Genomic DNA, 24155 nt, shown 5'->3' on the forward strand with positions numbered 1-24155 from the left:
GGCCGAGCAGCGCACGCGCCGACTGAGGTTCCGGCTTCCGGCGTGCGTCCGGCCCGGGATCGGATGATCCCGGGCCGGGTCCGTCGCCGATTCAGCCGAACGCGGCGGCCAACGTGCCGGGCTCGTAGGAGCCGCCCCGCTGGTGCACGATCACGGCGAGCCGGTTGGCCGCATTGATCAGGGCGACAAGCGCGACAAGCGCGGCGACCTGGTCGTCGTCGTAGTGCTTGCGCACCTGAGCCCAGGTCTCGTCGGACACGCCCTGGTAGGCGTCGGCGAGCCGGGTGCCCTCCTCGGCGAGCGCGAGCGCGGCCTGCTCGGCCTCAGTGAAAACTGTGGACTCACGCCAGGCCGCGACCAGGCTGAGTCGAACCGCGCTCTCGCCGGCCGCCGCGGCCTCCTTGGCGTGCGTGTCGATGCACCAGCCGCAGCCGTTGATCTGGCTCGCCCGCAGCGACACCAGCTCCTGCGTGGACTTCGGCAGCGGCGACTGCTGCAGCACCATGCCGACGTTGGCGAACCGCTTGAAGAACTTCATGGCGAACTCGTTCTCGAACATGTTGAACCTGGCGTCCATGGTTCCGTCCTTAGCTGTGGTGTTCGATCGGACGAACATGAGATGCCGGCGAGCACAACCCTGTGACGGCCGGGCAGGGTGACGGCCGCCACAGGCCGGACGGTGTCACAGAACGACCGGCTCCGGCATCTGGTGGGTGACGCAGTCGACAGCGAACAGGAGTTCACAGTGGTGGGCATGCCGCAGACCGCACCCGACGACCGGCCGGACCGGGCCACCGAGGCATTCCTCGCCCACCGCAACCTGCTCTTCACCGTCGCGTACGAGATGCTCGGCTCGGCCGCCGACGCCGAGGACGTACTCCAGGACACCTGGCTGCGGTGGGCGGGCGTCGACCTGGGCGCAGTCCACGACCAGCGCGCCTACCTGGTCCGCATCACCACCCGCCAGGCGCTCACCAGGCTGCGGACGCTCGGTCGTCGCAAGGAGTCCTACGTCGGATCCTGGCTGCCCGAGCCGCTGCTCACCGCGCCCGACGTGGCCGAGGACGTCGCGCTTGCCGACAGCGTCTCGATGGCCGTGCTGCTGGTGCTGGAGACGCTCGCGCCTACCGAACGGGCGGTGTTCGTGCTGCGCGAGGTGTTCGACCTCGAGTACGACGAGATCGCCGAAGCCGTCGACAAGAGCCCCGCCGCCGTCCGCCAGATCGCGCACCGTGCCCGGGCACACGTCTCGGCCCGCAGGCCCCGCCAGGTCGTCTCCGCGGCGGAGGCCCGGCGCGCGCTCGACGCGTTCAAGCGGGCGGTCGACATGGGCGATCTGCAGGGCCTGCTCGACATCCTCGCGCCGGATGTGGTGTTTCTCGGCGACGGTGGCGGGATCAAACAGGCCGTCCCGCAGCCCATCCTCGGTGCCGACAAGGTCGCCCGCGCGCTGGCATCTTTCTGGGGCAAGGTCGCGAGCAGCACGTCGTGGCGGCCCGCGCAGGTCAACGGCTACCCGGCGCTGATCGTCCACCTCGACGGCGAGCTGGACACCGTCGTGGCCGTGCGCATCGACGGCGGCCTGATCACCGGGATCTACGCTGTCCGCAATCCGGAGAAGCTGTCCCACATGCAGCGGGAGAACGCCCTGAGCCGCTGACGTCGGGCCACTTCTCACCGTCGGTAACGGCAGGGCGTGCGTCGCGAGCAGGGCACGGTGTGGTCGGCGGGCAGGGCACACCGGCCGCCGCCGGGCAGTCGCCTGTCGCAGAAGACCCAGTGGCGTACGCCCTGCTGGTCCTCGGCCGACACGGTCACCCCGCCCGGCTCGACGCGGGCGCTGAGCCGGGCCAGCACCCGGGCGGCGGTCCGGGCGAGGATCCGGGCCCGGAGCAGGTCGGGTGCGGTGACCGGCAGGTGGATCACCCAACGCTCGGTCATCGGTAGCGGCGATTCGCCGACCGGGCGCTCTGGGACTTGTTCCGGCCTGCTGCTGCGATCGGTGGTCGATCCTCACGTCGGCTCACCAGCCGGCGGATCAGGTCGCGCACGGGGGGACCGCCCTTCGTCGGGTCGCGTCGAAGTGGAAGGGGCGGCCTCCGCCGGTTGCGGTCGGCGGAGACCGCCCCACCCTGCGACCGCAGCCTCGATCGGCGGTACGGCAGCAGGGCCGCGCCGGGGGAGCGCGGAGGGTGGGGACTCGGCGGCGATGCGAGACCGACACGAGAGGCGCCAACCGACCGCAGCAGCACCGCATCACCGAGAGCGACGCTACCGATACCTATCACCTCTGTCAACGCTCTCTTATCTGTCGAATCTCGCTGTCGCCTCCTGCCTGCTTCTCCTGCGTCAGTTATTGCCGCTCTTTCACCTCTTGCTCGATACTGGGAGGGCCAACCGACTGCAAGGGGCCTCCACGTGCCGATTCCGCCGACCATGAGTGAGTTGATCGACGATCTGCTGAGGCGGATCGAGACGGGCGAGTTCCAGCGCGGATCAAAGATTCCGTCCACCCAGCAGTTGTCCGACCACTACGACGTGTCGGTCTCGACGATCCATCGGGCGGTGGCGACGTTGCGGGAGCAGGGTGTGCTGGTCGGCCGCCCGGGTCGCGGCGTCTTCGTTGCGGAGTCCAGCTAGACGAGTAATTCCTAACCCTGGCTGGGGCGGCGGGCGCGGCCGGCGGCCGGCGGTGACCCTCAGTCACCTCCGTGGGGGCGGATGCGGTCGTCAGCGGTATACCTCAGAGTCATATTCATACCTCTGAGGTATACCGCTCACCAGCACATCGACACGTCGGGCAGCCGCAGCGGATGGCCAGCGAGCCCCTCGCCGCAACCCCAGCCCCGTCTTGAGTGAGGGGCCTGGGCGTCTAGCGCTGACCTTGCACTGGCTGGCGGCGAGTTGGTTAGCCCAGGTCGTTGCCGACCTCGCGGAGCAGGAGGCGGCCGACTGATTCGTTGACGCCATCAGCTCGACAGCGCGTGAGATACCTGCGCCGGCTGCGCAGCACAGTTGATCAACTAACTGTTCATCCCCGCTGCGCTCGTTTCTCATCAAGCTCGCCTGACGAGTTCGCCAACGGCCGGCAGGGTCACTGAACGGCCGCGCCCACCGGCGTGCCACAGCACCTGTAGACCGGAGCGCTGGCATGCCCTCAACCGCACGGTGGCCCCGCCGCGTCGTGATCGCGGTGGCGTTCACAGTCACCCTGCTCGCCATGGCGGTTCCCGCCGGAGCACACCCGTACGGCTATCCGCAGACCGTGACCGTCGCGGCGGACGCGACCCGTCCCGAGGTGGTGCGTCTGACGTGGAAGGCGGGCGGCGTCGACGAACTGACCCTGCTCGGCGTCAAGCTCGGTCTGCTGCCGCAGGACCGCGTTCTGCTCGACGGCGCGATCTCCTTTCAGACTTCTGATGCGACAGTGCTCGCCACGTCCGCGCCGTTCGCGAGCTACCTGCTCACGCAGATGACAGTCAGCAGCGACGGGCACGCGTGCACGGGCGTTGTCGACCCGCCGAGCGACCTCGTGGGCTCCGGTGTGGACGTCGACTACACCTGCGCGGGGCCGGTCGGCGCGGCCCGCGTCGAGGTCCGGATGTTGAGCGATCTCGACCAGGCGTACCAGACGGTGGCGACCGGCCCGCAGGGCAAGCGTCAGGTGTACGGCCCCGGCCGGTACGCCCACGACTGGGCGCTCGGCGCCGCACCCGCCGCCGGCGGGGCCGACCACGACCGCGACCACGACCGCGCCGCCACCTGGAAGGTCGCCGGAAGCGTCGGCCCCCTGCTGCTCGTCGCGGCCGTCGTCCCGCTGCTGCGACGTCAGGTACGTCGTCGGCGGTTCCTCGCACCCAACAAAGGAGAAAACTCGCCATGACGCACGCACCACGTGCGCGTAGGAAGCGAACACGCGGACTCCTGTCCGCGGTGGCGCTCCTGCTCATCGCCGGACCGGCGACGACCCTCAGCCCCACCCTCGCAGGAGCGCAGACGGTCCCGACCAGCGGAAACACGCCACTGATCAGCCTGCAGGACGGGCAGAACATCGAGGGTAAGGTCCCCGTCGTCGTCGAGCCGGTCACCGAGAACGACTCGGTCACCACCCTCGCCGTCGACGGCGACCGGATCGCCGCCGACAAGACCGCCGGCACCGCGCACTTCGCCTTCGAGATGGGCGGCAACGGCACCGAGGCCCGCTACCGCAACTACATCACTGTGAACGGCCACACCGCCGAGGCCGACCGGATCTACCTCCCGGACATCCCGGGCGGGCAGGTCGGCACGCTCGACTTTCCCGGTGACTGGCTGAAGCCCGGCGCGAACACCGTCACCGTCCAGGCCGGAGCGAACTGGGTCGACACGACCACCAAGACCGCCGTCGGCTACGAGGAGTTGCCGAACGGTGAGGGTGGCCGCTGCCCCAACTACGACGACTACGCGTTGAGCAGCATCAGCCTCAGCCTGCTCGGCGTGGTCGCCGACGGCGAGCAGAACCTGTTCAGCTACAGCTTCGGCGACGGCACCTGCGGCAGCTCCGCGAAGCTGCTCAACCAGGCCCTGACCTTCGTCATCTCCGGCGAGCCGGGCAGCACCTCCGGCCTGCGTACCGACCTGGACACCACGAAGCTGACAAACGGTACGCACACGGTAAGCGCGACCACCCTGTCGGGCGCGAAGACGTCCGTGACAGTCGACGTCAACAACTCACCGGCAGGCGCTGCGGTCGTCACCCCCGGTGACGGTGCCCGTATCCGTGGCACGCGCCCGGTCATCGCCGCGCTGCCCACCGGCGGCAAGGACCACGTCGAGTCGCTGGCCATCGACGACAAGCCCGCCGAGAACGCGGAGGCGTTGGCCACCGGCACCGCCACCCTCGGCCTCCGGGTCGAGGCAGGCAACTCCATCGAGGCCCGCTACCAGAACTACGCGCTTGTCAACGGCCACCGTGTCGACCTCGGCGGCGACTACGGCGCCACCGGGGCGGAGGACCTCAGGCTGGCGTTCCCGACCCGGTTCCTGCACCTCGGTGACAACGTCGTCGAGGTCCGCACCGGCGACTACAACGGCACCCTGAACGGCGCGACCTGCGCCAACCACGACGACTTCACCCTCAACCGGGCGGCGACGAGCCTCACCCTGAGCACGGCCGGCACGGTGACGGCCGGCACCACGTACGTCGTCACCACAAGCGGCACGACCGTGACGAAGGCGGAGACGACAGCCGCCACGCTGGCGCTGGGCGACGGCACCTGCGCGGCCAACAGGGATGCCGAACTCCACTTCACCATCGACGGTGCGCCGACGACCCGTACTGTCGACACCCTCGGCAGCGGGGGCGACGCGCACCTGAAGGTGTTCGTCGGCGGCAACGGCAGCGACAACGGGTACGACAACAAGGTGCTGATCAACGGCATCCCGCTGGAGATCGGCATGTGGGAGAAGGAGACCGCCGACCTCGCGTTCCCGAACGAGTGGCTGGTGCCCGGCGTCAACGCCGTGGAGTTCGTCGCCGGCAACGACCACGGCAGCGCCAAGCCGGGCGGCTGCGACAACTTCGACGACTTCACGCTGCGCGACTTCCAGCTCCTGCCGACCGACGCGAAGGCGACCCCGCTGACCCGCTCGACCGCGCAGACCACTGTCACCATCGGCTCGGCGAGCTACCCCGCCGGTTCCCAGGTCACCACGTACCTCGGTGACGGCACCTGCGGCAGCAGCTACAACGCGGTGCTGACCAAGGTGGTCCTGTTCGACGTCACCGCGCCTGACGGCGCGGCGCTGCCGGCGCTGGGCATGCGCGCCGACGTGGACACGACCACGATTGCGGACGGCGCGCACACCATCAAGGCGGTCGTCGGGGACAAGACCTCGACGCGGCGCTTCACCACCGACAACACCGCCCCCGAGATCGAGAGCAGCGTGCCGGCGGCCGGGCAGCGGCTGACGTCCACCGTCGCGCTCAACCTCAAGATCAAGGACGCCTCCGGCGTGGTCGGTACGCCTGTCATCACCCTCGACGGCGCGGCCGCCAAGCAGGGCGACCAGATCGGCCACGGCCTGCCGGCCGGTGCGCACGTCATCTCGCTGACGGCGACCGACGCGCTCGGCAACACCGCCACCCGCGAGGTGCGGTTCAGCAGCGCCAGCATCCCGGACGTTCCGACCGAGCTGAACTCGACCGTCAAGAACACCGACCCGCTCTCGGCCGAGTTGTCCGCCCGGATCCCCGGTGCCGAGGGCGTCGGGCTGACCGCCACCTTCACCAAGGCGGACGTGGTCCTGCCGACGGGCGGCTACCAGGGCGAGGCGGCCGACGTGCCGACCACGCTCGACGTGCAGCACGACAAGAACGTTGACGTCGCCTCGCTGCGCCCGCTCGACGGCGCGACAATCGACACCCCGTCCAGCCGTGGGGTGATCTTCCAGCGGTACGACCTGCCGCTCGGGGCGACCAAGCAGGAGCCCACACTGCGCTGGTCGGGCACCATCGACCCGGCGCGGATCGTGGCGCTGCGAGCGTGGGACCCGGCCACCAGGAAGTGGGTAGTCCTGACCAGTTCGCGGGGGCAGGCCGGGCAGGACACCGTCCTGACCGCGCAGATCGAGGCCGGCTACCGCGACGGCGGCGTCGTGCACGTGCTGGTCACCGGCGAGGACCCGTTCGCCGACGACCTGTCGCCGCACGACGCGACGGCGCAGAACGACAAGGACCACTTCGAGGATCCCGCGTCGTACGACTTCTCGCTGGCGCACTTCACCGACACCCAGTACGTCACCGAGGGCGCGGCCGGCGGCACGTACGACGACTTCGACGGCAACGCCGAGCCCTCGGACGTCGAGACTGCCGAGGAGCAGGCGATCTGGTCTGCCGCGTACCGCGACCAGATGCAGTGGATCGCCGACAACGCGGCCAGCCGCAAGATCGCGTACGCCGCGCACACAGGTGACGTCATCGAGAACGACTACTACGACCCGCTGGCCAAGAACCCGGACGGCTCGCTGAAGCGACCCGGTCTGCACGAGCAGGTCGAGAAGGAACTGTCCACCGCCTCCGGCTTCCAGAAGATCCTCGACGACAACGGCGTCGTCAACCAGGTCATCGCGGGCAACCACGACGACCAGTTGGGCGCCGAGACGGGCCCCACGTCCCGGTTCAGCCGGACCTTCAGCGCCGACAGGTACTACGGCACGGCGAAGGGCTGGCCCAAGGGCACCGAATACCACGCGTGGGACGAGAAGACGAACGCCGACGGGTCCGTCACGCCGGGCAGGGACAACCAGAACAACTACCTGCTCTTCTCGGCCGGTGGCCTGGACTTCGTGGCGGTCGGCCTGTCGTACGGCGTCACACCGGCCGAGGCGAAGTGGGCCGACTCGATCTTCAAGCGGTACAAGGACCGCAACGGGATCCTGCTCTCCCACGACTACCTGAAGCCGTCGCCCAACCCCGACGGACGGGGTGCGGACTTCTCCGCACCCGACGGCTCACCGCTGTTCAAGCAGGTAGTCGAGACCAACCCGAACGTCTTCCTGGTCCTCGCCGGTCACGAACACGGCGTCGGCACCAACCTGAAGTCGAAGATCGGCGTCACGGTCAGCCACGACGTCGTCGAGCTGCTCGCGGACTACCAGTTCTACACGGTCACCGCCGCCGAGCTGTGGCCGACGCGGGTCGCCCCGGACGGCACCATCGACGTCAACGGCGACGGCACTCCGGACCACAAGGCCACCGACCGGCTCCAGTTCGGCGCGAGCTTCCTGCGCCTGCTCCAGTTCGACGTGGACCGGGCCGAGATGCACATCGACACGTACTCGCCGTTCCTCAAGAACTTCGGCGCGACCGAGTACGACGTCCGCCAGGACGGCAGCCAGCCGAAGCCGCGCTACAACGGCTCGGAGGACAACCTGACCCTGCCGGTGGACCTCAGCACCCGCAAGACGTCGTTCACCACCGACTCGCTCGCCGCGTACGTGCCGTCCGGCACCATCGGCACCGACGAGGTGACCTCGAACGGCGTCGCCACGGCGACCTGGGACAAGCTGCTGCCGGGCACCTCGTACGGCTGGATCGTCTCCGCGAAGAGCGCGGACGGCGGCGAGGCGGTGGCCCAGCCGGCCGTGTTCACGATCGCCAAGCAGGTCCCGACGATGACAGTCACCGCCGCCCCGACCACCTGGGGCACCGCGGCGACGGTGACGGTGCAGGTCGCGGCCGGCAGCACGCCGGCCACCGGCGCGGTGGAGCTGCGCGAGGGTACGACGGTTCGCGGCTCGGCCACGCTTACCAACGGAACCGCGACGTTCACCCTCCCGGTGGGCCTCGCGGGCGGCCAGCACACGCTCACCGCGTCGTACGCGGGCGACGACCACCTCGCACCTGTGGAGGCCACCGCCGTCCTGACGGTGAACCTGCCGGCGCAGTGGAGTTCGTCGACCGTCTACAACGACGGGGACCGGGTCACCTACCAGGGCCGGGTATTCCGGGCCTCCTGGTACACGAAGAACCAGAAGCCGGGCGCCGACCCCAACGGCGCGTGGCAGGAAATCGCCATGACCGAGGACGGTACGGCGATCTGGACCGCGTCGCGGATCTTCAACTCCGGTGACGTCGCCATGTACGACGGCAGGAAGTGGCGTGCCCAGTGGTACACCCGCAACCAGAAGCCGGGTGACCGCAACGGCTCCTGGGAGGAGATCGCCCCGACCCCACCGGACAACAGCCCGGCGGCCTGGACGCTCACCAGGGTCTACAACGCCGGTGACCGGGTGTCCTTCAAGGGCCACGTGTACGAGGCGAAGTGGTGGACCCGAGGCCAGGAGCCGGGTGACAAGAACGGGCCCTGGAAACTGATCAAGTAGTCAGGTTCGTGTGACGCCGGCCCGGGACCGCTGCTGGTCCCGGGCCGGTGCGCGCGTAGGCCACGCGGAGGCCATCCGTTCCGTTCGCTCGCACGGTGGCCCGAACATCCTGCTCTTCCCGCCGCGCCCGACCCCCTTCCTCGGTGATCAAGAGGTTTGCGTCACCGATCGGCCTCTCGGTGACGCAAACCTCTTGATCACGCCGGGAAGGTCCGGGGCCGGGTTAGAGGGCGAACAGGAGGGCGGCGTCCAGGAGGACTACCAGGGCGGTGGCGAAGTGGATGCCGAAGGCGACGGCCTTCGTTCCGCCGTTGCGGAGCACGATGAGTGTGTCGCCGAGCGGGACGAGCGCGACGATCAGCATGAACCACGCGACCGAGTCGGCGGTGGTGAAGGCGATCAGGGCGAGGCCGATGAGCCCGAAGGTGAGGTCCCTGAGCCCCTTGATCGTCAGGTAGGCGGGGTCGCCGTCCGGCCGGGCCGGCACGCCGTACCCGGCGGCTGCGGCCTGGGGCACCAGCAGGAACCGCGCGCCGATGAAGACGACGAAGAGGTTGAGTACGACGGCGAGCCCGTAGGCCAGGGGTGACAACATGGTCCGCTCCAATTGCTAGCGCCGCTAGATGTAAGAGCGACGCTAGCAGAGCAACGACAGGATCGCTAGCGGTGCTAGGATTGCGGTCATGTCGACTCAGACGCGCCGGGAGCGCGAGCGGGCGGAACGGGAACGGGCCATCATCACCGCGGCCCGCGACCTGGCCCTGGCGGAAGGCTGGGACGCGGTCACCACTCGCCGGCTCGCCGCCGAGATCGAATACAGCCAGCCCGTCCTCTACAGCCACTTCAAGGGCAAGGACGCCATCATGGCGGCGGTCGCCGTCGAGGGCTTCGCCGAGCTGGCCACCGCCCTGGCCACGGCCCGGACCTCGGCAGCCGACCCTCGGCTGGCGGTCGCCGACGTCGCGGCGGCGTACACCACCTTCGCCGAACAGCGGCCCGCGCTCTACGACGCGATGTTCACCCTCACCGTGGATCTGCCGTTCGCAAGCCAGGACGTTCCGACCGACCTGGCCCGGGGATTCGCCGAGCTGGCCGAGGCCGTGCGACCGGCGGCCGGTGACGACGACCTGGAGGCGGTCACCGAGACGTTCTGGAGCGGCCTGCACGGGCTTGTCACGCTGATGCGCAGCGGCCGGCTCCGCCGCGCCGACCACGACCGGCGACTCGCGGTGCTTGTGGCCCGCTTCTCGCGCTGAGGGTCAGGGCTGACTGAGTCCTCGCGCGATTCGTCCACGGCATCAGCTCGATAGCGAGCGCGGGAGGCACCCGATCCCCGACGGCGTCGGCCGGGACCGACGCACCGAGTCGATCAGGGCGACGACAGCTCAGTCGAAGGTCGGCAGGGTCGGGCCGAGGACGTCGTCGGCGTCGACGATCGTGTACGCGTACCCCTGCTCGGCGAGGAAGCGCTGCCGGTGCGCCGCGTACTCCGTGTCGATCGTGTCCCGGGAGACCACCGTGTAGAAGTGCGCCTGCCGGCCGTCGGCCTTCGGCCGAAGCACCCGGCCCAGCCGCTGCGCCTCCTCCTGGCGCGACCCGAACGTGCCCGACACCTGGATCGCCACCGCCGCCTCGGGCAGGTCGATCGAGAAGTTGCCGACCTTGGAGATCACCAGCGTGCGGATCTCCCCGGTGCGGAACGCGTCGAAGAGCCGCTCCCGCTCCTTGTTCGTGGTCGAGCCCTGCACGATCGGCGCGTCGAGGTACTCGCCGATCTGGTGCAACTGGTCGATGTACGCGCCGATCACCAGCACCTGGTCGTCCGGGTGCCTGTCGACGAGCGCCTTCACCACCGGCAGCTTGGTGCGGGCGGTCGCCGCCATCCGGTAGCGCTCCTCGGCCTCCGCCGTCGCGTACGACATGCGTTCCGCGTCGGTCAGGGTCACCCGGACCTCGACACACTCGGCCGGGGCGATCCAGCCCTGCGACTCGATGTCCTTCCACGGCGCGTCGTAGCGCTTCGGCCCGATCAGGCTGAACACGTCACCCTCGCGGCCGTCCTCGCGTACCAGAGTGGCAGTGAGGCCCAACCGACGGCGGGCCTGAAGGTCCGCGGTGAACCGGAAGATCGGCGCGGGCAGCAGGTGCACCTCGTCGTAGACGACCAGGCCCCAGTCACGGGCGCCGAACAGGTCCAGGTGGGTGAACGCGCCGCCGCGCCGCGAGGTGAGCACCTGGTACGTGGCGATGGTGACCGGTCGGATCTCCTTGCGCTCGCCCGAGTACTCGCCGATCTCCTCCTCGGTCAGCGACGTGCGGGCGATCAGCTCCCGCTTCCACTGCCGGCCGGCGACCGTGTTGGTGACCAGGATCAGCGTCGTCGCCTTCGCCTCGGCCATCGCCGCCGCGCCGACAAGTGTCTTGCCGGCGCCGCAGGGCAGCACCACCACGCCCGACCCGCCGGCCCAGAACGCCTCCACGGCCTCCCGCTGGTACGACCGCAGCGTCCACGGCTTGCGCCCGTCCTTGCCGGCCTCGGCCAGCTCGATCGGGTGCGCCTCGCCGTCGACGTAGCCGGCCAGGTCCTCCGCAGGCCAACCCAGCTTGAGCAGCGCCTGCTTGAGCCGGCCCCGCTCGGACGGGTGCACCCGGATCGTGTCGTCGTCGATCTTGTCGCCGAGCATCCCGGCGAGCTTCTTGCTCTTGGCCACCTCGATCAGCACCAGCCGGTCGAGCGCCCGCAGCACCAGCCCGTACGCCGGGTCGTTGGCGAGCTGGAGCCGGCCGTACCGGTCCATCGTGTCGGCCACGTCGACGAGCAGCGCGTGCGGCACCGGGTAGCGGGAGTACTTGATCAGCGAGTCGACCACGCCCTCGGCGTCGTGCCCCGCCGCCCGGGCGTTCCACAGCCCGAGCGGAGTCAGCCGGTACGTGTGCACGTGCTCCGGAGAGCGCTCCAGCTCGGCGAAGGGAGCTATCGCCATCCGGCAGGCCTGCGCGTCGGGGTGGTCGATCTCCAGCAGTAGGGTCTTGTCCGACTGCACGATCAGGGGTCCACCACTCACGCCAGCGTCCTCTCCTCGGTTGGCTGTCCGGCCGGAACGGGTCGCATACCCGCTGCTGGCCGACCATCCAGTGTTGCACGGCGGAGAACGTCGAAAGAAAGATGAGCACCGGGTGCAACCAGAACGGCACTTACGAACGTCTAGCAAAGGGACAACCGTCCAGGGGAGGTGCCATGAGGCGTGTCCGCGGCACTTTCCCGCTGGTTGCCCTGGCGGTGGTCGTGCTGGTCGGTGCCGGCGCGTGCACGTTCGATCCGCAGTCCGGCGGGAGTGGTGGCGGGGGAGCCGCCCCGGTCGGTGCGGCGGAACAGGCAACGGGGGCGAGCGGCACGTCCGGGCCGGACCAGCGCGGCCGGCCCACGCCGGCCGCGCCCACCCCGAAACCCAGCCCGAAACCCACCCGGAAACCCACGCCGAAGCCGACCCGCACGGCGTCCACCCCGACCCCCAGCGGTACGCCGACAGTCGCCGGCTGCCCCCAGGGCCAGCACCAGCGCGCGGTGGAGACCTACCTCGCGCGGTTGGGCGGGTTCGGGCCCCTCACTGTCGACGGGCGGCAGTCCGCCGCCGACTGCGCCGCCATCAAGAAGTTCCAGAAGAGGTACGACATTCGCCCCGTCGAGGGACGCGCCGGGCCGACCACCCTCGACGTGGCCCAGCGCCTCGCCACCACCGACACGACCCGCTGCAAGGCCGGCACCGGCACCACCTTCTGCGTGGACCTGACCCGGCAGACCGTGTGGGCCCTCCGGGGCGGCAAGGTGGTCCTCGGGCCGACGGTGACGCGTACCGGCATGTCCGGCTACCGCACCCCGTCCGGCACCTACACGGTCAACTACCGCAACCCCAAGGAGTGGTCCGACCCGTACGAGGTGTGGCTGCCGTACTGGCAGCACTTCACCCAGGGCATGGGGTTCCACGAGACCACGACCTACCTGCACGACAAGTCGATCGGCTCGCACGGCTGCGTCAACCTGCTGCACGCCGACGCCGTCCGGATGTGGGAGTTGGGCAAGGTCGGCACCCGGGTGGTGCTGATCGGCCGCCGCCCCGGCACCTGAACATCCCGCCCGACTCGGGGTTTATCCCCTGTCCCACGCGTCGCGGTAGTGACACTCTTGGGAGTCCAGGGCCGCACCGGGCGGGGAGGCTGGGCATGACTGTCGACCGTGACGTGATCGCAGAGCATGAACAGGCGCCACCCGACGAGGTGTCCCGCGCGACTGTGGTCGCGTACGCCCTCGCGGCCGCGCTCCTCGTCGCATGGTTCCTCGTCGGCTGGCTGGTGCTGCGGCAGGGCTTCGTCGACTCGGTAGGGGAGTCCGCCGGCGCCGGCTTCGCCCTGTTGCTTGTCGTCTCGGTGGTCGGCACCTTCCGGCGCAGCCGCCGCTGACCGAACAGGCAGCAGCCGCCGTCGACCGCGCACGGCCGGCGTCGGCCTGCCCCTGCTCAGTCCGCAAGCACCGCCGCGGTGATCCGGTGCAGTGCGAAGGTGTGCAGCATCTCGGTCCGCTCGTCCTCGGCCCGCAGGTAGCCGGCGCCTATCGACACCGGCTTGACCAGCCGGGACGCGGTCGCCCCGTGGGCGTCGACGTACCCGACCCAGACCAGCGCCTTGTCGCGGACCGCCTGCTGGAGCACGGCGAGGGCCTCGCTGTGCGTGTGCGCGGGCACCGGACCTCCGCCCAGCCCCGCCGCCCCGCCACGGACGACGGCAGGCGCCCGCCGGGCCGCCCGCGCCGCCGCGTCGCCCCGCCGGATGTGCTCCACCACTCCGAGCAGCCGGGGCATCGGCAGCTTCGGGGCGGCCAGCGGGTCGAGCGTCCTGGTGGTCACCGCGACCCGCGCCGGAGCACGCCGGATCCGGGGGCGGGACAGCATCGTGCCGCCCGTGCCGTCCTCCTGCACCGGCGCGTACCCGGCGTCCCGCAGCGCACCCAGCATCCGGCTGACCTGGTACGGGGTGCTCAGCACCGTCGGCGCCAGCCGGCGCAGCGTCAACGACTCCAACCGTCGGTCGGCAAGCACCTCGCTGAGCAACGCCTCGTCGTCACTGCGCAGGTACGCCCCGGCCGACCCGACCCGCAGCCCACCGTGCTTACGGGCCACGTCGTCCACCAGGTAGCTGAGTCCCTGCGGAACCGGGGTACGAGACCGGCGTCGGAACAGTTCGTGCAGGTCGTCGGCCGTGTAACCGGCGTCCAGCGCCCGTCGCACGCTCGCCGTGGTGACCCGGTGCACGCTCGCCCCGCCGGCCGACTCGGGTTCGGTCGTCGCCTCCAGCTCGGCCGCGAGCGCCGGCTCGGGCGGCCCGGGCACCACCACGGTCAGGTCGGCCTGCACCAGAAAGTGGTCGACCGGGGCGGGCAGCAGCGCGTCCAACGCCCGCGCGGCACTGGACGGGTCGCCGCTCTCCACGTCCGCGTGCAACCCCAGCGGGTCGCCGCCCGGCTCGTCGGCCGACGTCAGCTCGCCCAGCAACAACCGCCCGTACGAGGTGAGCGCCCCCAGGCCGGTCACGCCGAGCTGCGCCGCCTCGGCAAGCACCTCCCGGTGGGCGGCCTCGCGACCCCGGCTGCGCCGTGGCGCCCGCCAGTCCAGCAGGGCCTGCACCTCCTCCGGCGTGGGCGCGGTCGCCGGCTCCAGGTCGGCGAGCACCCCGAGCACCGCCCGCCGGGTGGCCGGCGCGCTGGCCCGCTCGGCCTCGGCGGACAGCGCGGTGATCGGCCGGTCCCGGTCGTCACGCCGACCGACCAGGCCGACCTGCCGGGTCATCGTCAACCAGGCGCGGGCCAGGTGCTCCCACCGCTGGGCCAGTGAGGCGGCCCGCCACACCTCGTACCCGCCGGTCGGCAGCACCTGCTGATCGGCGCCGTAGCGGCCGGTGGTCGAACCGGGCATCTCCAACTCACCGGCGAGCCCCGCCGCGTACGCCACCTCCAGCAGCAGCGCGGTGGTCGGCTCGTCCAGGCCGCCGGTACGCGCCAGCCGACGCAGGTCCCGGACGCCGATCCCGCCCGAGCGCAGCACCGGCGCGGGTTCGGCGGCGAGCTGCTCCAACAGCCCCTCGGTGTGCCGGACCACCTCCATGGTCTGCCCGGCGCCTGCCGAGTCGACAGCCTTCGGCTCGCGGGGCGGGGTGGCCGCCGGCGGCGGGCTGGTGCGCAACGGACCGAGCGGGCCAGTGTCGCGGCGCAGCAGCAGCCCCACCTCGCGGGGCAGCTCGACGGTGCCGCTTGCCGTCGACGAGCCGGCCGGGACCGCGACCAGCAGCCGGTTGTCGACCAGCCAGCGCACCGGCGAGCCGGTCGGCGCGCCACCGTTGGTCGGGTCGGCGAGGACGGCGTCCTGCGCGCCGATCGGCGGCGCCTGCAACGCGCCCGGAGGCACGCTGCCCACGGGTGGACCTGCCGCCAACCGGTCCAGGATCGCCCGGGCCGACGGGGGTGCGGCGAGCAGCGTCCGGCGCAGTTTCGCCGGGTCCGCGCAGAGCGCGGCCGTGCGCGGGTCCAGCTCCGCGGCGGGTCGGCCGAGCCCAGCGGGGTACGGGGAGACCTCGTCGACGGCGGGCACCACGTGCAGGGCGTGCTCGGGGCCGTACAGCAGAAAAAGCGCCCTCAGCCGGCCCACGGCGGCCCGGACGGCCGTGGGTGCCGGCGGGTGCGGCCCGGTGGTCGCCATGGCGAGCACGGCGTCGGTGGCCGTGGTGCCCTCGTCCGGGTGTCGGGTGAGCCGGGCGGCATCGAGGATCTGGAGGGTGAACTGGTCCAGCCCGTCCAGGGCGCGGGCCACCGAGACCCGGGACTGGGCGCGGATGGCCAGGGCGGAGACGTCGGCAGGCACGGGCACGACGAGGTCCGGCCGGAGCTGGAGGAGCGCGGCCAGCGACTCGTCGGGCAACGACCGCAGGTGGTCGGCGAGTGAGGTGGTCATCGTCTTTCCACGCTAGCCCGGCACCGGGCAGTCGCGCCCCTCGGACGTCCGGCCGGTCCGGGGTCACCGGTACGTTTCTCGACATGCCCGCACTGACAGTCGGATTCGATCTCGACATGACCCTGGTCGACTCCCGCCCCGGCATCGCCGCGGCCTACCGGGCCCTGACCGCCAGGACGGGCGTGCCGGTGGACGCCGACCTGGCCGTGTCCCGGCTCGGCCCGCCGCTGCGCACCGAGATCGCGCACTGGTTCCCGCCGGAGCAGGTCGAGTCGGCCGTGCGGGTGTACCGCGAGCTGTACCCGGCGTACGCGATCACCCCGACGCTCCCGCTGCCCGGCGCCCGGGAGGCCATCGACGCGGTCCGCGGGCGGGGCGGCCGTGTGCTTGTCGTCACGTCCAAGATCGGCCGGCTGGCCCGGCTGCACCTGGAGCACCTCGGTCTCACGGTCGACGAGCTGGCCGGTGACCTGTTCGCCGAGCAGAAGGCGACCGCGCTGCGGGAGCAGGGCGCGACCCACTACGTCGGTGACCACGTGGCGGACATGGTGGCGGCTGCTGCGGCCGGGGTGCCGGGAATCGCTGTCGCCACCGGCCCCTGCTCCTCCGCTGAGCTGCGCGCCGCCGGGGCGAAGGTGGTGCTGGACGATCTCACCGGATTCCCAGCGGCGCTCGACGGCATGATCCAGCTAGCCTGGGAGCAGTAGCGGCTCAAGTGAAGCAGGGGTTCTCAGGTGCCTACGGGTCGAGTGAAGTGGTACGACACGGCCAAGGGATACGGCTTCGTCACCAGTGACGAGGGCGGCGACGTGTTTCTGCCCAAGGCCGCGTTGCCGGCGGGCGTCACCGACCTCAAGGGTGGTCAGCGGGTCGACTTCAGCGTGGTGGACAGCCGCCGGGGCGCGCAGGCCATGGGCGTCAAACTGTTGGACGCGCCGCCGTCGATGGCCGAGCTGCGACGTCGGCCGGCCGAGGAGTTGCACGGCCTCGTCGAGGACATGATCAAGGTGCTGGAGGCGAAGGTCCAGCCGGACCTGCGCCGGGGCCGGTACCCGGACAAGAAGACGGCGCAGAAGATCGCTCAGCTGGTCCACGCGGTGGCGCGCGAGCTGGAGGTCTGAGGCACCAGGCCGGCGGTGGCGGCGCGGTCGAGGAGCGCCGTCACCGCGGCGAAGCCGGCCTCGCCCAGGTCGGCGGTGAACTCGTTGACGTACAGGCCGATGTGCCTGTCCACCACGTCCAGTTCCATCTCCTGGGCGTGCGCGAGGACATACTCCCGGCTGACCGTCGGGTTGGCCCAGGCCTGCCGAACGGACTCGCGAATCCAGCCGGCCGCGGCCACCGGGTCGACCGCGCCGCGCCGAGCCAGGATCGCGCCGAGCGGGATGGGCAGCCCGGTGTCGGCTTCCCACCATTCGCCGAGGTCGACGAGCGCGGTCAGCCCGTGCCGGTGGTAGGTGAACCGGGCCTCGTGGATCACCAGCCCAGCGTCGTAGCGACCAGCCGCGACGCCCGGCATGATCTCGTGGAACGGAACCACCTCGATCCGGGCCGGTGGCTGCCCGGCTGACCAGAGCCGGAACAGCAGGTACGCGGTCGTCCGATCGCCGGGCACCGCCACCGTGGCGCCGGCCAGGTCGGCGCGGTCACCCCTGGTGAGGACCAGCGGCCCGCACCCGCGACCGAGCGCGCCCCCGCAGGGCAGCAGGTGGTAGTCGTCGAGCAGCCAGGGCAGCGCCGCGTAGCTCACCTTCACCAGGTCGAACGCGCCCCGCTCGGCCGCCGTGTTGGTGACGTCCACGTCGGCGTACGTCACCTCGACCGGCGGTGCGCCGGGCACCCGCCCGTGCACCAGGGCGTCGAAGACGAACGTGTCGTTGGGGCAGGGCGAGATCGCCAGGGAGAGCGCCACACCCTCACGTTAGCCCCGCACCCGACCCGCAGCACGTGCGCGCCCCGCCCACTGTGATCCACGACCGACTGGCCGAGACACTCCCGCGGGCCCGGGCTGGTTGGGGCCGGGTCGAGGTGGTGGGCGCACGCCGGCGAAACCGGCCTGGCGAGGTCGACACCTGTCCCGGAGGCCCTTTGGAGCTGATGCTGTCAATGCATCACCGCACGAAGCCGAATCCAGACCAGTGGCAGTGCCGACGCGGTGATTCGTCTGCGGCATCAGCTCCAAAGGGACGGCGGGGTGGGCCGTCCACCGGCCTCGGCGGTTGTCCACAGCTTTATCCACAGTTCCGGCGACGGTGTTGATAGCTCTCTGAACTCCCGGGACCATCGCCCTGTGACCGAGGTGACTGACCGCACCGTCGAGACTGCCGGAGCCGACCTGGGCGAGGTGATTCGTGCTCTGCGCCGCCAGGCCGATCTGAGTCAGCGGCAGTTGGCCGAGAGGGCCGGTGTGCCGCAGCCCACGCTGGCTCGGATCGAGTCGGGGCGGGTCGCCGATCCTCGATTCCGGACGGTGGAGCGCCTCGTCCGGGCCGCGCGAGGGGAGATGGCGTTCGGCACGCCATCGGTGACACCCGCGGTCATCGAACCGACGCCTGTCCCACACGACGACATGCGGGACATGGCAGGGCGGCGGTACCCGGCTCATCTGGACGTCTGGCCGGTTTACGAGCCTCGGGACTGGCCGGGCGCGTGGTGGGCGGCGTGGTACAGGTTGCCGCCCGAGCGCTATCCGCTGCCCCTGCCGCCGGCGGCCTACGAGCTGAACCGGCGCTACCGCGACAACCGACGGTGGGGCGCGGAAATCCGACGAACGGCCCGGGTACGCCGGGTCGTGGGCGGTGACCTGCCGTCCGTCTGTTGGCGGTACGTCGCCGAGCTTCCCGACGGGCAACTGGTCGGCGAGCTGCGAGCACATGAACGGAGTCCACACCTCGAGGACGGGGAATGGGACCCGGCCTTACCGGAGAGGGAGATGGCGCTCGACGGCGTGCTCGTTGATCCCCGTCACCGACGGCTGGGGCTCGGGCGGAGGCTGGTCACGGCACTTGTCACCGAAATGCGCGAGGCCGGTATCGACGACGCCGCCGCGATAGCCGAGGACGCCGGCATCGAGCTGTTGCTGGCGTGCGGCTTCGCGATCGAGGCCCGCCGGCCCGCGGCACTGCGGCTGGGTCGACCAGGCCGCCTGACCTACCGCTGAGCAGGGGCAGCGCCGGCCAGCCGCACAGCCAGCGCCGCGCGGGCCGGCCGCACAGCCAGCGCCGCGCCGGCCAGGCCGCACGCTCAGCGCAGCGCCGGAGCTGCCGTGGTCAACGCCGTGAGGGCCTCGCGTAGTCGCCAGGCGTCGCGGTCGCGGGGGCCGATGGGGTTGGAGATGGTGCGCAGTTCGACGAAGGGCACTCCGGCCTGCGCGGCGGCGACCGCGACTCCGTACCCCTCCATGGCCTCGGCGACCGCCTCCGGATGCCGGCGGCGCAGCTCGTCGGTGCCGGCGGCGGTGCCGGTGACCGTGCTGACGGTGAGCACCGGGCCGGTCGTCGCCGCCGGCAGTGCCGCCCGGAGCGCCGCGAGCAGGCCCGGGTCTGCGGGCATGACGCTGCCTCCGCCGAGCAGCGCCTGTGGCATGCCCAGGTCGTCGACAGGGATGAAGCCGTCGGGTGACTCGGCGCCCAGGTCGGCGGCGATGCTGGCGGTGCCGAGCACCGTGTCGCCGACGGCGGCCCTCCCGGTGAAGCCGCCGGCCACGCCGGCGCTGACCACCGCGCGGTACGGGCGACCGGCCGCCTCGGCCAGGGCCAGCAGCCGTGCCGTGGCGGCACCCGCGACCGCCGGGCCCACCCCGATCGGGGCGACTGTGACGCTGGCGTCGGTCAGGCCGGCGCGTACGGCGTCCGCCTCGGCCGGCACCGCGGTCACCACCAGGAGGCCTGTCACGAGAGCGAGCCGGGGGACTCCCGGCGGGTCTCGTCGTCCGCTCCGCCGCCCGGGCCGCCGACCGCCGAGGAGGGGCGGTAGATGTGGTAGCCCGGCGGTGCCAGCCCCGGCTCGTCGTGCTGCGGCGGGTTGGCCTGGGTGGGAGCGGGCGAGGTGGGGGCGACGGCGGCGGGCTCGACCACCGGCTCGTCCTCGGCCACCGGCTCGTCAGCTGCCAGTTCGTCGTCACCGAGCGGCCGGCCGGCGAGCTTCTCGGCGCGCAGTCGGGCCGCGACCAGCACCCCCCGGACGGCGGCCAGGATGCCCACGCCGGCGGCGACCGCGATGCCCGTACGGCCGTCGAACGGAACCAGCCCGAGCCCGCCGCCGACGACGAAGGCGAGCATCAGGACCGTCTCGGAGTGGGCGAAGGAACTGGCTCGCAGCCGCTCCGGGATGCGCTCCTGGATCGAGGCGTCCACGGCAAGTTTGGCCACCCCACTGACGAGCGCGGTGACCAGACAGAGCAGGGCCACCATCAGCAGCGAGAACTGGATGACGGCGAGCACCGCCACCCCCGCCACGATGATCATGCTGCTGGACTGGATGGCTGTCGGCCGGTGGATGCGCAACCGGGTGCCGACGGCGGTCGCCAGGAAGCTGCCCACGGCAAGTGCGCCGCCGACCAGCCCCAGCGCCCACTCCGCGCCCAGGTCCCGGCCGAACACGTCGGTGGTCAGGTCGCCCTTCTTGATGGCGAAGGCGAGGAACAGCAGCAGGAAGCCGTACACGGCGCGCAGGGTCGCGGCGCCGACCAGGGTCGCGATCACCAGTCGCCCGGCGGGTCGGCCCCGGCCCAGCGGTCGGTCTCCGCGGCGGCCCAGCGCGCGCAACGCTCGAGGGACCCGCTCCGGCGGCTCCGAGTCCGCCTTCGGCGGCAGCCGCAGGGAGATCACCATGCCGATCAGGAAGATCACCGACGCGACGCGCAGCGGCCACTGCGGCCCGAACCAGAAGGCCGCCAACCCGATCGGCGCGACGAGCGCACCCGCCACCGTGCCGTAGACGCTTGCCCGTGCGCCGACCTGGGAGAGGCCCAGCCCCTCCGGAAGCAGCCGGGGCACGGCCGCGGACCGGGCCACGCCGTAGGCGCGCGACAGCGCGAGCACACCGAACGCTGCCGGATAGAGCCCGAAGCCGTGGATGTAGTCGGAGATCAGCCAGGCCAGGAACGCCCGGCCGAGCATGGTGGCGGCCAGCGCGTACCGCCGGCCGTGCCGGAAGTGGTCCAGCAGCGGACCCACCACGGGGGCGAGCATCGCGAACGGCACCATGGTCACCAGCAGATAGAGCGCGACCTTGCTGCGGGCCTCGCCGAGCGGCACGTTGAAGAAGATCGTCCCGGCCAGGCCGATGGCGATAAGCGTGTCGCCCGCGCAGGAGACGGCGTGCAGGTCGAACAGGCGGATCATGCCGACCTCGCCGCCGGCGCCCCGGGTCCGGGCCCGGCCGGCCCGGCGGGTCACCCAGCGGCCGCTGCCCACCGAACCACGCAGGAGCAGGCGGACGGCCCGAATGCCGGTGCCAACGGTCCGCCCGAGGACGGATCGCCCGGAGCGGGAGTACGGCGGCATGTGCACCATCCTCGCCCATCTGATCCAGGTACGCCGCACCACTGCGGTGAAAGGTTCCCCGGGAGTCCCTGTCACCCCTGCGGGGAGCATGGGGAACAATGGTCGGGTGACCAGGCCCGCCTCCACCCGTGCCGCCCGTCTCGACCAGGTCTGCGCCGCCGCCGTCGAGGTGGCCCGCGCTGGCATCACCGAGGTGGACGCCGACGACGTCGGCGACCACCTACAGGTCGTTGCCGAGGGTGAACGGCTGGTCACCCACTACTTCGAGTGTCTCCTCGCCGGCTACCGCGGCTGGCGGTGGGCGGTCACCGTCACCCGCGTGGCGCGCAGCAAGACGGTGACCATCTGCGAGACGGTGCTGCTGCCCGGCCCCGACGCGCTGCTCGCACCCGGCTGGCTGCCCTGGCAGGAGCGGCTCAAGCCGGGTGACCTCGGCCCGGGTGACCTGCTGCCGACCTCGCCGGAGGACGAGCGGCTGGCCCCCGGCTATCTGCTCTCCGACGACCCGGCGGTCGAGGAGACGGCCTGGGAGCTGGGTCTCGGTCGGGCCCGGGTGCTGTCCCGGGAGGGGCGCGCCGACGCGGCGCAGCGCTGGTACGACGGCGACCACGGCCCGACGGCCGCCATCTCCACCGCCGCCCCGGCCGCCGCCCGCTGCGGCACCTGCGGCTTCTACCTGCCGCTGGCCGGCTCGCTGCGGCAGGCGTTCGGCGCCTGCGGCAACTTCTACGCCCCGGACGACGGCCGGGTGGTGAGCGCCGACCACGGTTGCGGCGCCCACTCGGAGACGCTCATCGAGGCCGCCGAGACCGCCGTGGAGGATCTTCCGACGGTGTACGACGACAGCGCGGTCGAGGCCATGTCGGTCAGCCGTGCCCCGGGCTCGGTGGAGGCAGCCGAGCCGGCGGAGCCGTACGGGCACCCCTGAGCGTTCGCGCCGGCGCGGGCGGCTGCGCTCAGTTCGCTCGGCGGCGGCGTCGGTTGGCGTCGTGACGCAGCATGACGGCGAGGCCGGGGAACCCCCACAGGAAACCGGCCAGGCAGGTCCAGAGCCAGTTCTCGTGATCGTGCTCGGTAAGCCAGCCGCGGAAGAACACCAGAAGCACCAGCCCGACGACCGCCCAGGCGATCAGCCCGGCGACGGCGAACGGCACCATCGGCGGGTCCAGCGGCGCGGGACGCGGTGGCTGGTCGTTCGGCATCCGGCAAGCGTACGCGATCCACTTCCCCTGCCCGTCGGTGATCTGGGACGATGCGCGCGACAACCGGAAGATCACCTGCGAGGACCTGATGGCAGTAGCGCCGCCCGAGAACGGCACACCTCCCGACCCCGCTCACCCGCGTAACGGCTTCGACCGGTTCTTCGAGATCTCCGCCCGCGGCTCGACGGTGAGCCGCGAGGTACGCGGTGGCCTGGCGACCTTCTTCACGATGGCGTACATCGTGGTGCTCAATCCGTTGATCCTGGGCGGTGCCGTCGACGGTGACGGCAAGTCCCTCCCGATTCCGGCACTCGCCGCGGCGACCGCGCTCGTCGCCGGCCTGATGACCATCCTGATGGGCGTGGTCGGCCGGTTCCCGCTGGCGCTCGCCGCCGGTCTGGGCGTCAACGCCCTGGTGGCGTACGAGATCGCCCCCGAGATGACCTGGGCCGACGCGATGGGCCTGGTGGTGATCGAGGGTGTGATCATCGCGGTGCTGGTGCTCACCGGCCTGCGTACCGCGGTGTTCCGCGCGGTGCCGACGCAGATGAAGACGGCGATCGGCGTGGGCATCGGTCTCTTCCTGACCATCATCGGCCTGGTGGACGCGGGCTTCGTCAGACGGATCCCGGACGTCGCGAACACCACGGTGCCTGTGGGCCTGGGCATCGGCGGCAAGCTGGTGAGCTGGCCGCTGCTGGTCTTCGTGCTGGGCCTGCTGCTGACGCTTGTGCTCGTGGTGCGCCGGGTGAAGGGGGCGATCCTGATCGGGATCCTGACCTCCACCGTGCTCGCGGTCATCGTCGAGGCGGTCGCCAACATCGGCCCGTCGTTCGTCGACGGGAAGCCCAACCCGAAGGGCTGGGCACTGAACGTGCCGGAGCTGCCCAAGACTGTGGTGGACGTTCCGGACCTGTCGCTGCTCGGCAAGTTCAACGTGCTCGACTCGTGGGGCCGCGCCGGCTGGGTGGTCGTGCTGATGTTCGTCTTCACCCTGTTGATCACGGACTTCTTCGACACCATGGGCACGATGGTGGCGGTCGGTCAGGAGGGTGGCCTGCTCGACGAGCGGGGCACCCCGCCGAAGGCCAAGGAGATCCTGCTTGTCGACTCGATCGCTGCGGCGGCCGGCGGTGCGGCGAGCACCTCCAGCAACACGTCGTACATCGAGAGTGCCGCAGGTGTCGGGGAGGGTGCCCGGACCGGCGTGGCCAGCCTGGTCACCGGCGTGCTCTTCCTGCTGGCGATGTTCCTGGCGCCGCTCGTGGTGATCGTGCCGTTCGAGGCGGCGTCGACGGCCCTGGTGGTGGTCGGCTTCCTGATGATGACCGCGGTACGGACTATCGACTGGTCCGACTACGAGATCGCCATTCCGGCGTTCCTCACCATCGTGCTGATGCCGTTCACCTACTCGATCTCCAACGGGATCGGCGCCGGTCTGATCACCTTCGTGGTGGTCAAGCTGGCCCGGGGCAAGGCCCGCGAGATCCACCCGCTGCTGTACGGGGTGGCAGTGCTCTTCGTGCTGTACTTCCTGCGCGGGCCCATCGAGTCGCTTGTGCTCTGAGAGGCCGTCCGGGCGG

General features: G+C 71.3%; 21 protein-coding genes. 12 read left to right on the top strand and 9 right to left on the bottom strand.

Annotated elements, in window-relative coordinates:
- Positions 1–91: 91 nt before the first annotated feature.
- Positions 92–577, bottom strand: coding sequence for a carboxymuconolactone decarboxylase family protein (locus OOJ91_RS23620; protein WP_266248264.1), 486 nt, complete (start codon positions 575–577; stop codon positions 92–94).
- Between the two features lie 177 nt (positions 578–754).
- On the opposite strand from OOJ91_RS23620, the gene OOJ91_RS23625 reads away from it, so the two are divergent.
- Complete coding sequence (locus OOJ91_RS23625) at positions 755–1660, top strand: RNA polymerase sigma-70 factor (protein ID WP_266249825.1); 906 nt, start codon at positions 755–757, stop codon at positions 1658–1660.
- Positions 1661–1674: 14 nt separating this feature from the next.
- On the opposite strand, the gene OOJ91_RS23630 is transcribed toward OOJ91_RS23625, so the two are convergent.
- Positions 1675–1941 (bottom strand): hypothetical protein, encoded by a 267-nt coding sequence (locus OOJ91_RS23630; RefSeq protein WP_266248265.1) that lies wholly within the window; start codon positions 1939–1941, stop codon positions 1675–1677.
- Between the two features lie 477 nt (positions 1942–2418).
- On the opposite strand from OOJ91_RS23630, the gene OOJ91_RS23635 reads away from it, so the two are divergent.
- The 3 genes from OOJ91_RS23635 (at position 2419) to OOJ91_RS34430 (ending at position 8865) form a co-directional block, all read left to right on the top strand.
- Positions 2419–2640: a winged helix-turn-helix domain-containing protein gene (locus OOJ91_RS23635; protein ID WP_266248266.1), complete on the top strand. Its 222-nt coding sequence runs from the start codon at positions 2419–2421 to the stop codon at positions 2638–2640.
- Between the two features lie 511 nt (positions 2641–3151).
- Positions 3152–3883 carry a hypothetical protein gene (locus OOJ91_RS23640; protein ID WP_266248267.1) on the top strand — a complete coding sequence of 244 codons (732 nt, stop codon included), beginning with the start codon at positions 3152–3154 and terminating at the stop codon, positions 3881–3883.
- A complete protein-coding gene (locus tag OOJ91_RS34430; protein ID WP_323178556.1) occupies positions 3880–8865 on the top strand; it encodes a carbohydrate-binding protein in 4986 nt (1661 codons plus the stop codon). Before OOJ91_RS23640 ends, OOJ91_RS34430 begins: the two co-directional genes overlap by 4 nt.
- Before the next feature lie 223 nt (positions 8866–9088).
- Here OOJ91_RS34430 and OOJ91_RS23655 read toward each other — a convergent pair whose 3' ends face one another.
- Positions 9089–9460 (bottom strand): DUF4267 domain-containing protein, encoded by a 372-nt coding sequence (locus OOJ91_RS23655; protein ID WP_266248268.1) that lies wholly within the window; start codon positions 9458–9460, stop codon positions 9089–9091.
- A gap of 88 nt (positions 9461–9548) precedes the next feature.
- Between OOJ91_RS23655 and OOJ91_RS23660 the strand changes: the two genes are divergently transcribed.
- Entirely contained in the window at positions 9549–10121 is a 573-nt protein-coding gene (locus OOJ91_RS23660; RefSeq protein WP_266248269.1) for a TetR/AcrR family transcriptional regulator, read from the top strand.
- 129 nt (positions 10122–10250) lie between these two features.
- On the opposite strand, the gene OOJ91_RS23665 is transcribed toward OOJ91_RS23660, so the two are convergent.
- On the bottom strand, positions 10251–11930 hold the full coding sequence (locus tag OOJ91_RS23665; protein WP_266248270.1) for a DNA repair helicase XPB: 1680 nt from the start codon (positions 11928–11930) through the stop codon (positions 10251–10253).
- Between the two features lie 173 nt (positions 11931–12103).
- Here OOJ91_RS23665 and OOJ91_RS23670 point away from each other — a divergent pair, with 173 nt between their 5' ends.
- Entirely contained in the window at positions 12104–12991 is an 888-nt protein-coding gene (locus OOJ91_RS23670) for a L,D-transpeptidase family protein (protein WP_266248271.1), read from the top strand.
- A 95-nt stretch (positions 12992–13086) separates the two neighbouring features.
- Positions 13087–13323 carry a hypothetical protein gene (locus OOJ91_RS23675; protein WP_266248273.1) on the top strand — a complete coding sequence of 79 codons (237 nt, stop codon included), beginning with the start codon at positions 13087–13089 and terminating at the stop codon, positions 13321–13323.
- A gap of 56 nt (positions 13324–13379) precedes the next feature.
- Here the strand turns inward: OOJ91_RS23675 and OOJ91_RS23680 are convergent, their stop codons facing one another.
- Positions 13380–15863 (bottom strand): helicase-associated domain-containing protein, encoded by a 2484-nt coding sequence (locus OOJ91_RS23680; protein ID WP_266248274.1) that lies wholly within the window; start codon positions 15861–15863, stop codon positions 13380–13382.
- Positions 15864–15946: 83 nt separating this feature from the next.
- Here OOJ91_RS23680 and OOJ91_RS23685 point away from each other — a divergent pair, with 83 nt between their 5' ends.
- Both OOJ91_RS23685 and OOJ91_RS23690 read left to right on the top strand, forming a co-directional pair.
- On the top strand, positions 15947–16570 hold the full coding sequence (locus OOJ91_RS23685) for an HAD family hydrolase (protein ID WP_266248276.1): 624 nt from the start codon (positions 15947–15949) through the stop codon (positions 16568–16570).
- 27 nt (positions 16571–16597) lie between these two features.
- On the top strand, positions 16598–16984 hold the full coding sequence (locus OOJ91_RS23690; RefSeq protein WP_007454813.1) for a cold-shock protein: 387 nt from the start codon (positions 16598–16600) through the stop codon (positions 16982–16984).
- On the opposite strand, the gene OOJ91_RS23695 is transcribed toward OOJ91_RS23690, so the two are convergent.
- Positions 16945–17775 carry a 1,4-dihydroxy-6-naphthoate synthase gene (locus OOJ91_RS23695; RefSeq protein WP_266248277.1) on the bottom strand — a complete coding sequence of 277 codons (831 nt, stop codon included), beginning with the start codon at positions 17773–17775 and terminating at the stop codon, positions 16945–16947. The two genes, OOJ91_RS23690 and OOJ91_RS23695, sit on opposite strands and share 40 nt — an antisense overlap.
- Before the next feature lie 378 nt (positions 17776–18153).
- On the opposite strand from OOJ91_RS23695, the gene OOJ91_RS23700 reads away from it, so the two are divergent.
- The gene (locus OOJ91_RS23700) at positions 18154–19023 is read left to right on the top strand and encodes a helix-turn-helix domain-containing protein (protein ID WP_266248278.1); all 870 of its coding nucleotides are present in this window, start codon (positions 18154–18156) and stop codon (positions 19021–19023) included.
- An 83-nt stretch (positions 19024–19106) separates the two neighbouring features.
- Here the strand turns inward: OOJ91_RS23700 and OOJ91_RS23705 are convergent, their stop codons facing one another.
- Together OOJ91_RS23705 and OOJ91_RS23710 are read right to left on the bottom strand one after the other, a co-directional pair.
- Positions 19107–19757: a futalosine hydrolase gene (locus tag OOJ91_RS23705; protein ID WP_266248280.1), complete on the bottom strand. Its 651-nt coding sequence runs from the start codon at positions 19755–19757 to the stop codon at positions 19107–19109.
- Positions 19754–21370 (bottom strand): MFS transporter, encoded by a 1617-nt coding sequence (locus OOJ91_RS23710; protein WP_266248282.1) that lies wholly within the window; start codon positions 21368–21370, stop codon positions 19754–19756. The genes OOJ91_RS23705 and OOJ91_RS23710 overlap by 4 nt, the downstream gene beginning before the upstream one ends.
- On the opposite strand from OOJ91_RS23710, the gene OOJ91_RS23715 reads away from it, so the two are divergent.
- The gene (locus tag OOJ91_RS23715) at positions 21369–22298 is read left to right on the top strand and encodes a DUF3027 domain-containing protein (RefSeq protein ID WP_266248284.1); all 930 of its coding nucleotides are present in this window, start codon (positions 21369–21371) and stop codon (positions 22296–22298) included. The genes OOJ91_RS23710 and OOJ91_RS23715 overlap by 2 nt on opposite strands.
- Positions 22299–22326: 28 nt before the next feature.
- Here OOJ91_RS23715 and OOJ91_RS23720 read toward each other — a convergent pair whose 3' ends face one another.
- Positions 22327–22572, bottom strand: a complete 246-nt coding sequence (locus OOJ91_RS23720) for a DUF2530 domain-containing protein (RefSeq protein ID WP_007454822.1) — start codon at positions 22570–22572, stop codon at positions 22327–22329.
- Between the two features lie 88 nt (positions 22573–22660).
- Between OOJ91_RS23720 and OOJ91_RS23725 the strand changes: the two genes are divergently transcribed.
- On the top strand, positions 22661–24139 hold the full coding sequence (locus OOJ91_RS23725; RefSeq protein WP_266249827.1) for an NCS2 family permease: 1479 nt from the start codon (positions 22661–22663) through the stop codon (positions 24137–24139).
- Positions 24140–24155 lie beyond the last annotated feature (16 nt).

The organism is Micromonospora lupini (assembly GCF_026342015.1).
Taxonomy (GTDB): domain Bacteria; phylum Actinomycetota; class Actinomycetes; order Mycobacteriales; family Micromonosporaceae; genus Micromonospora; species Micromonospora lupini_B.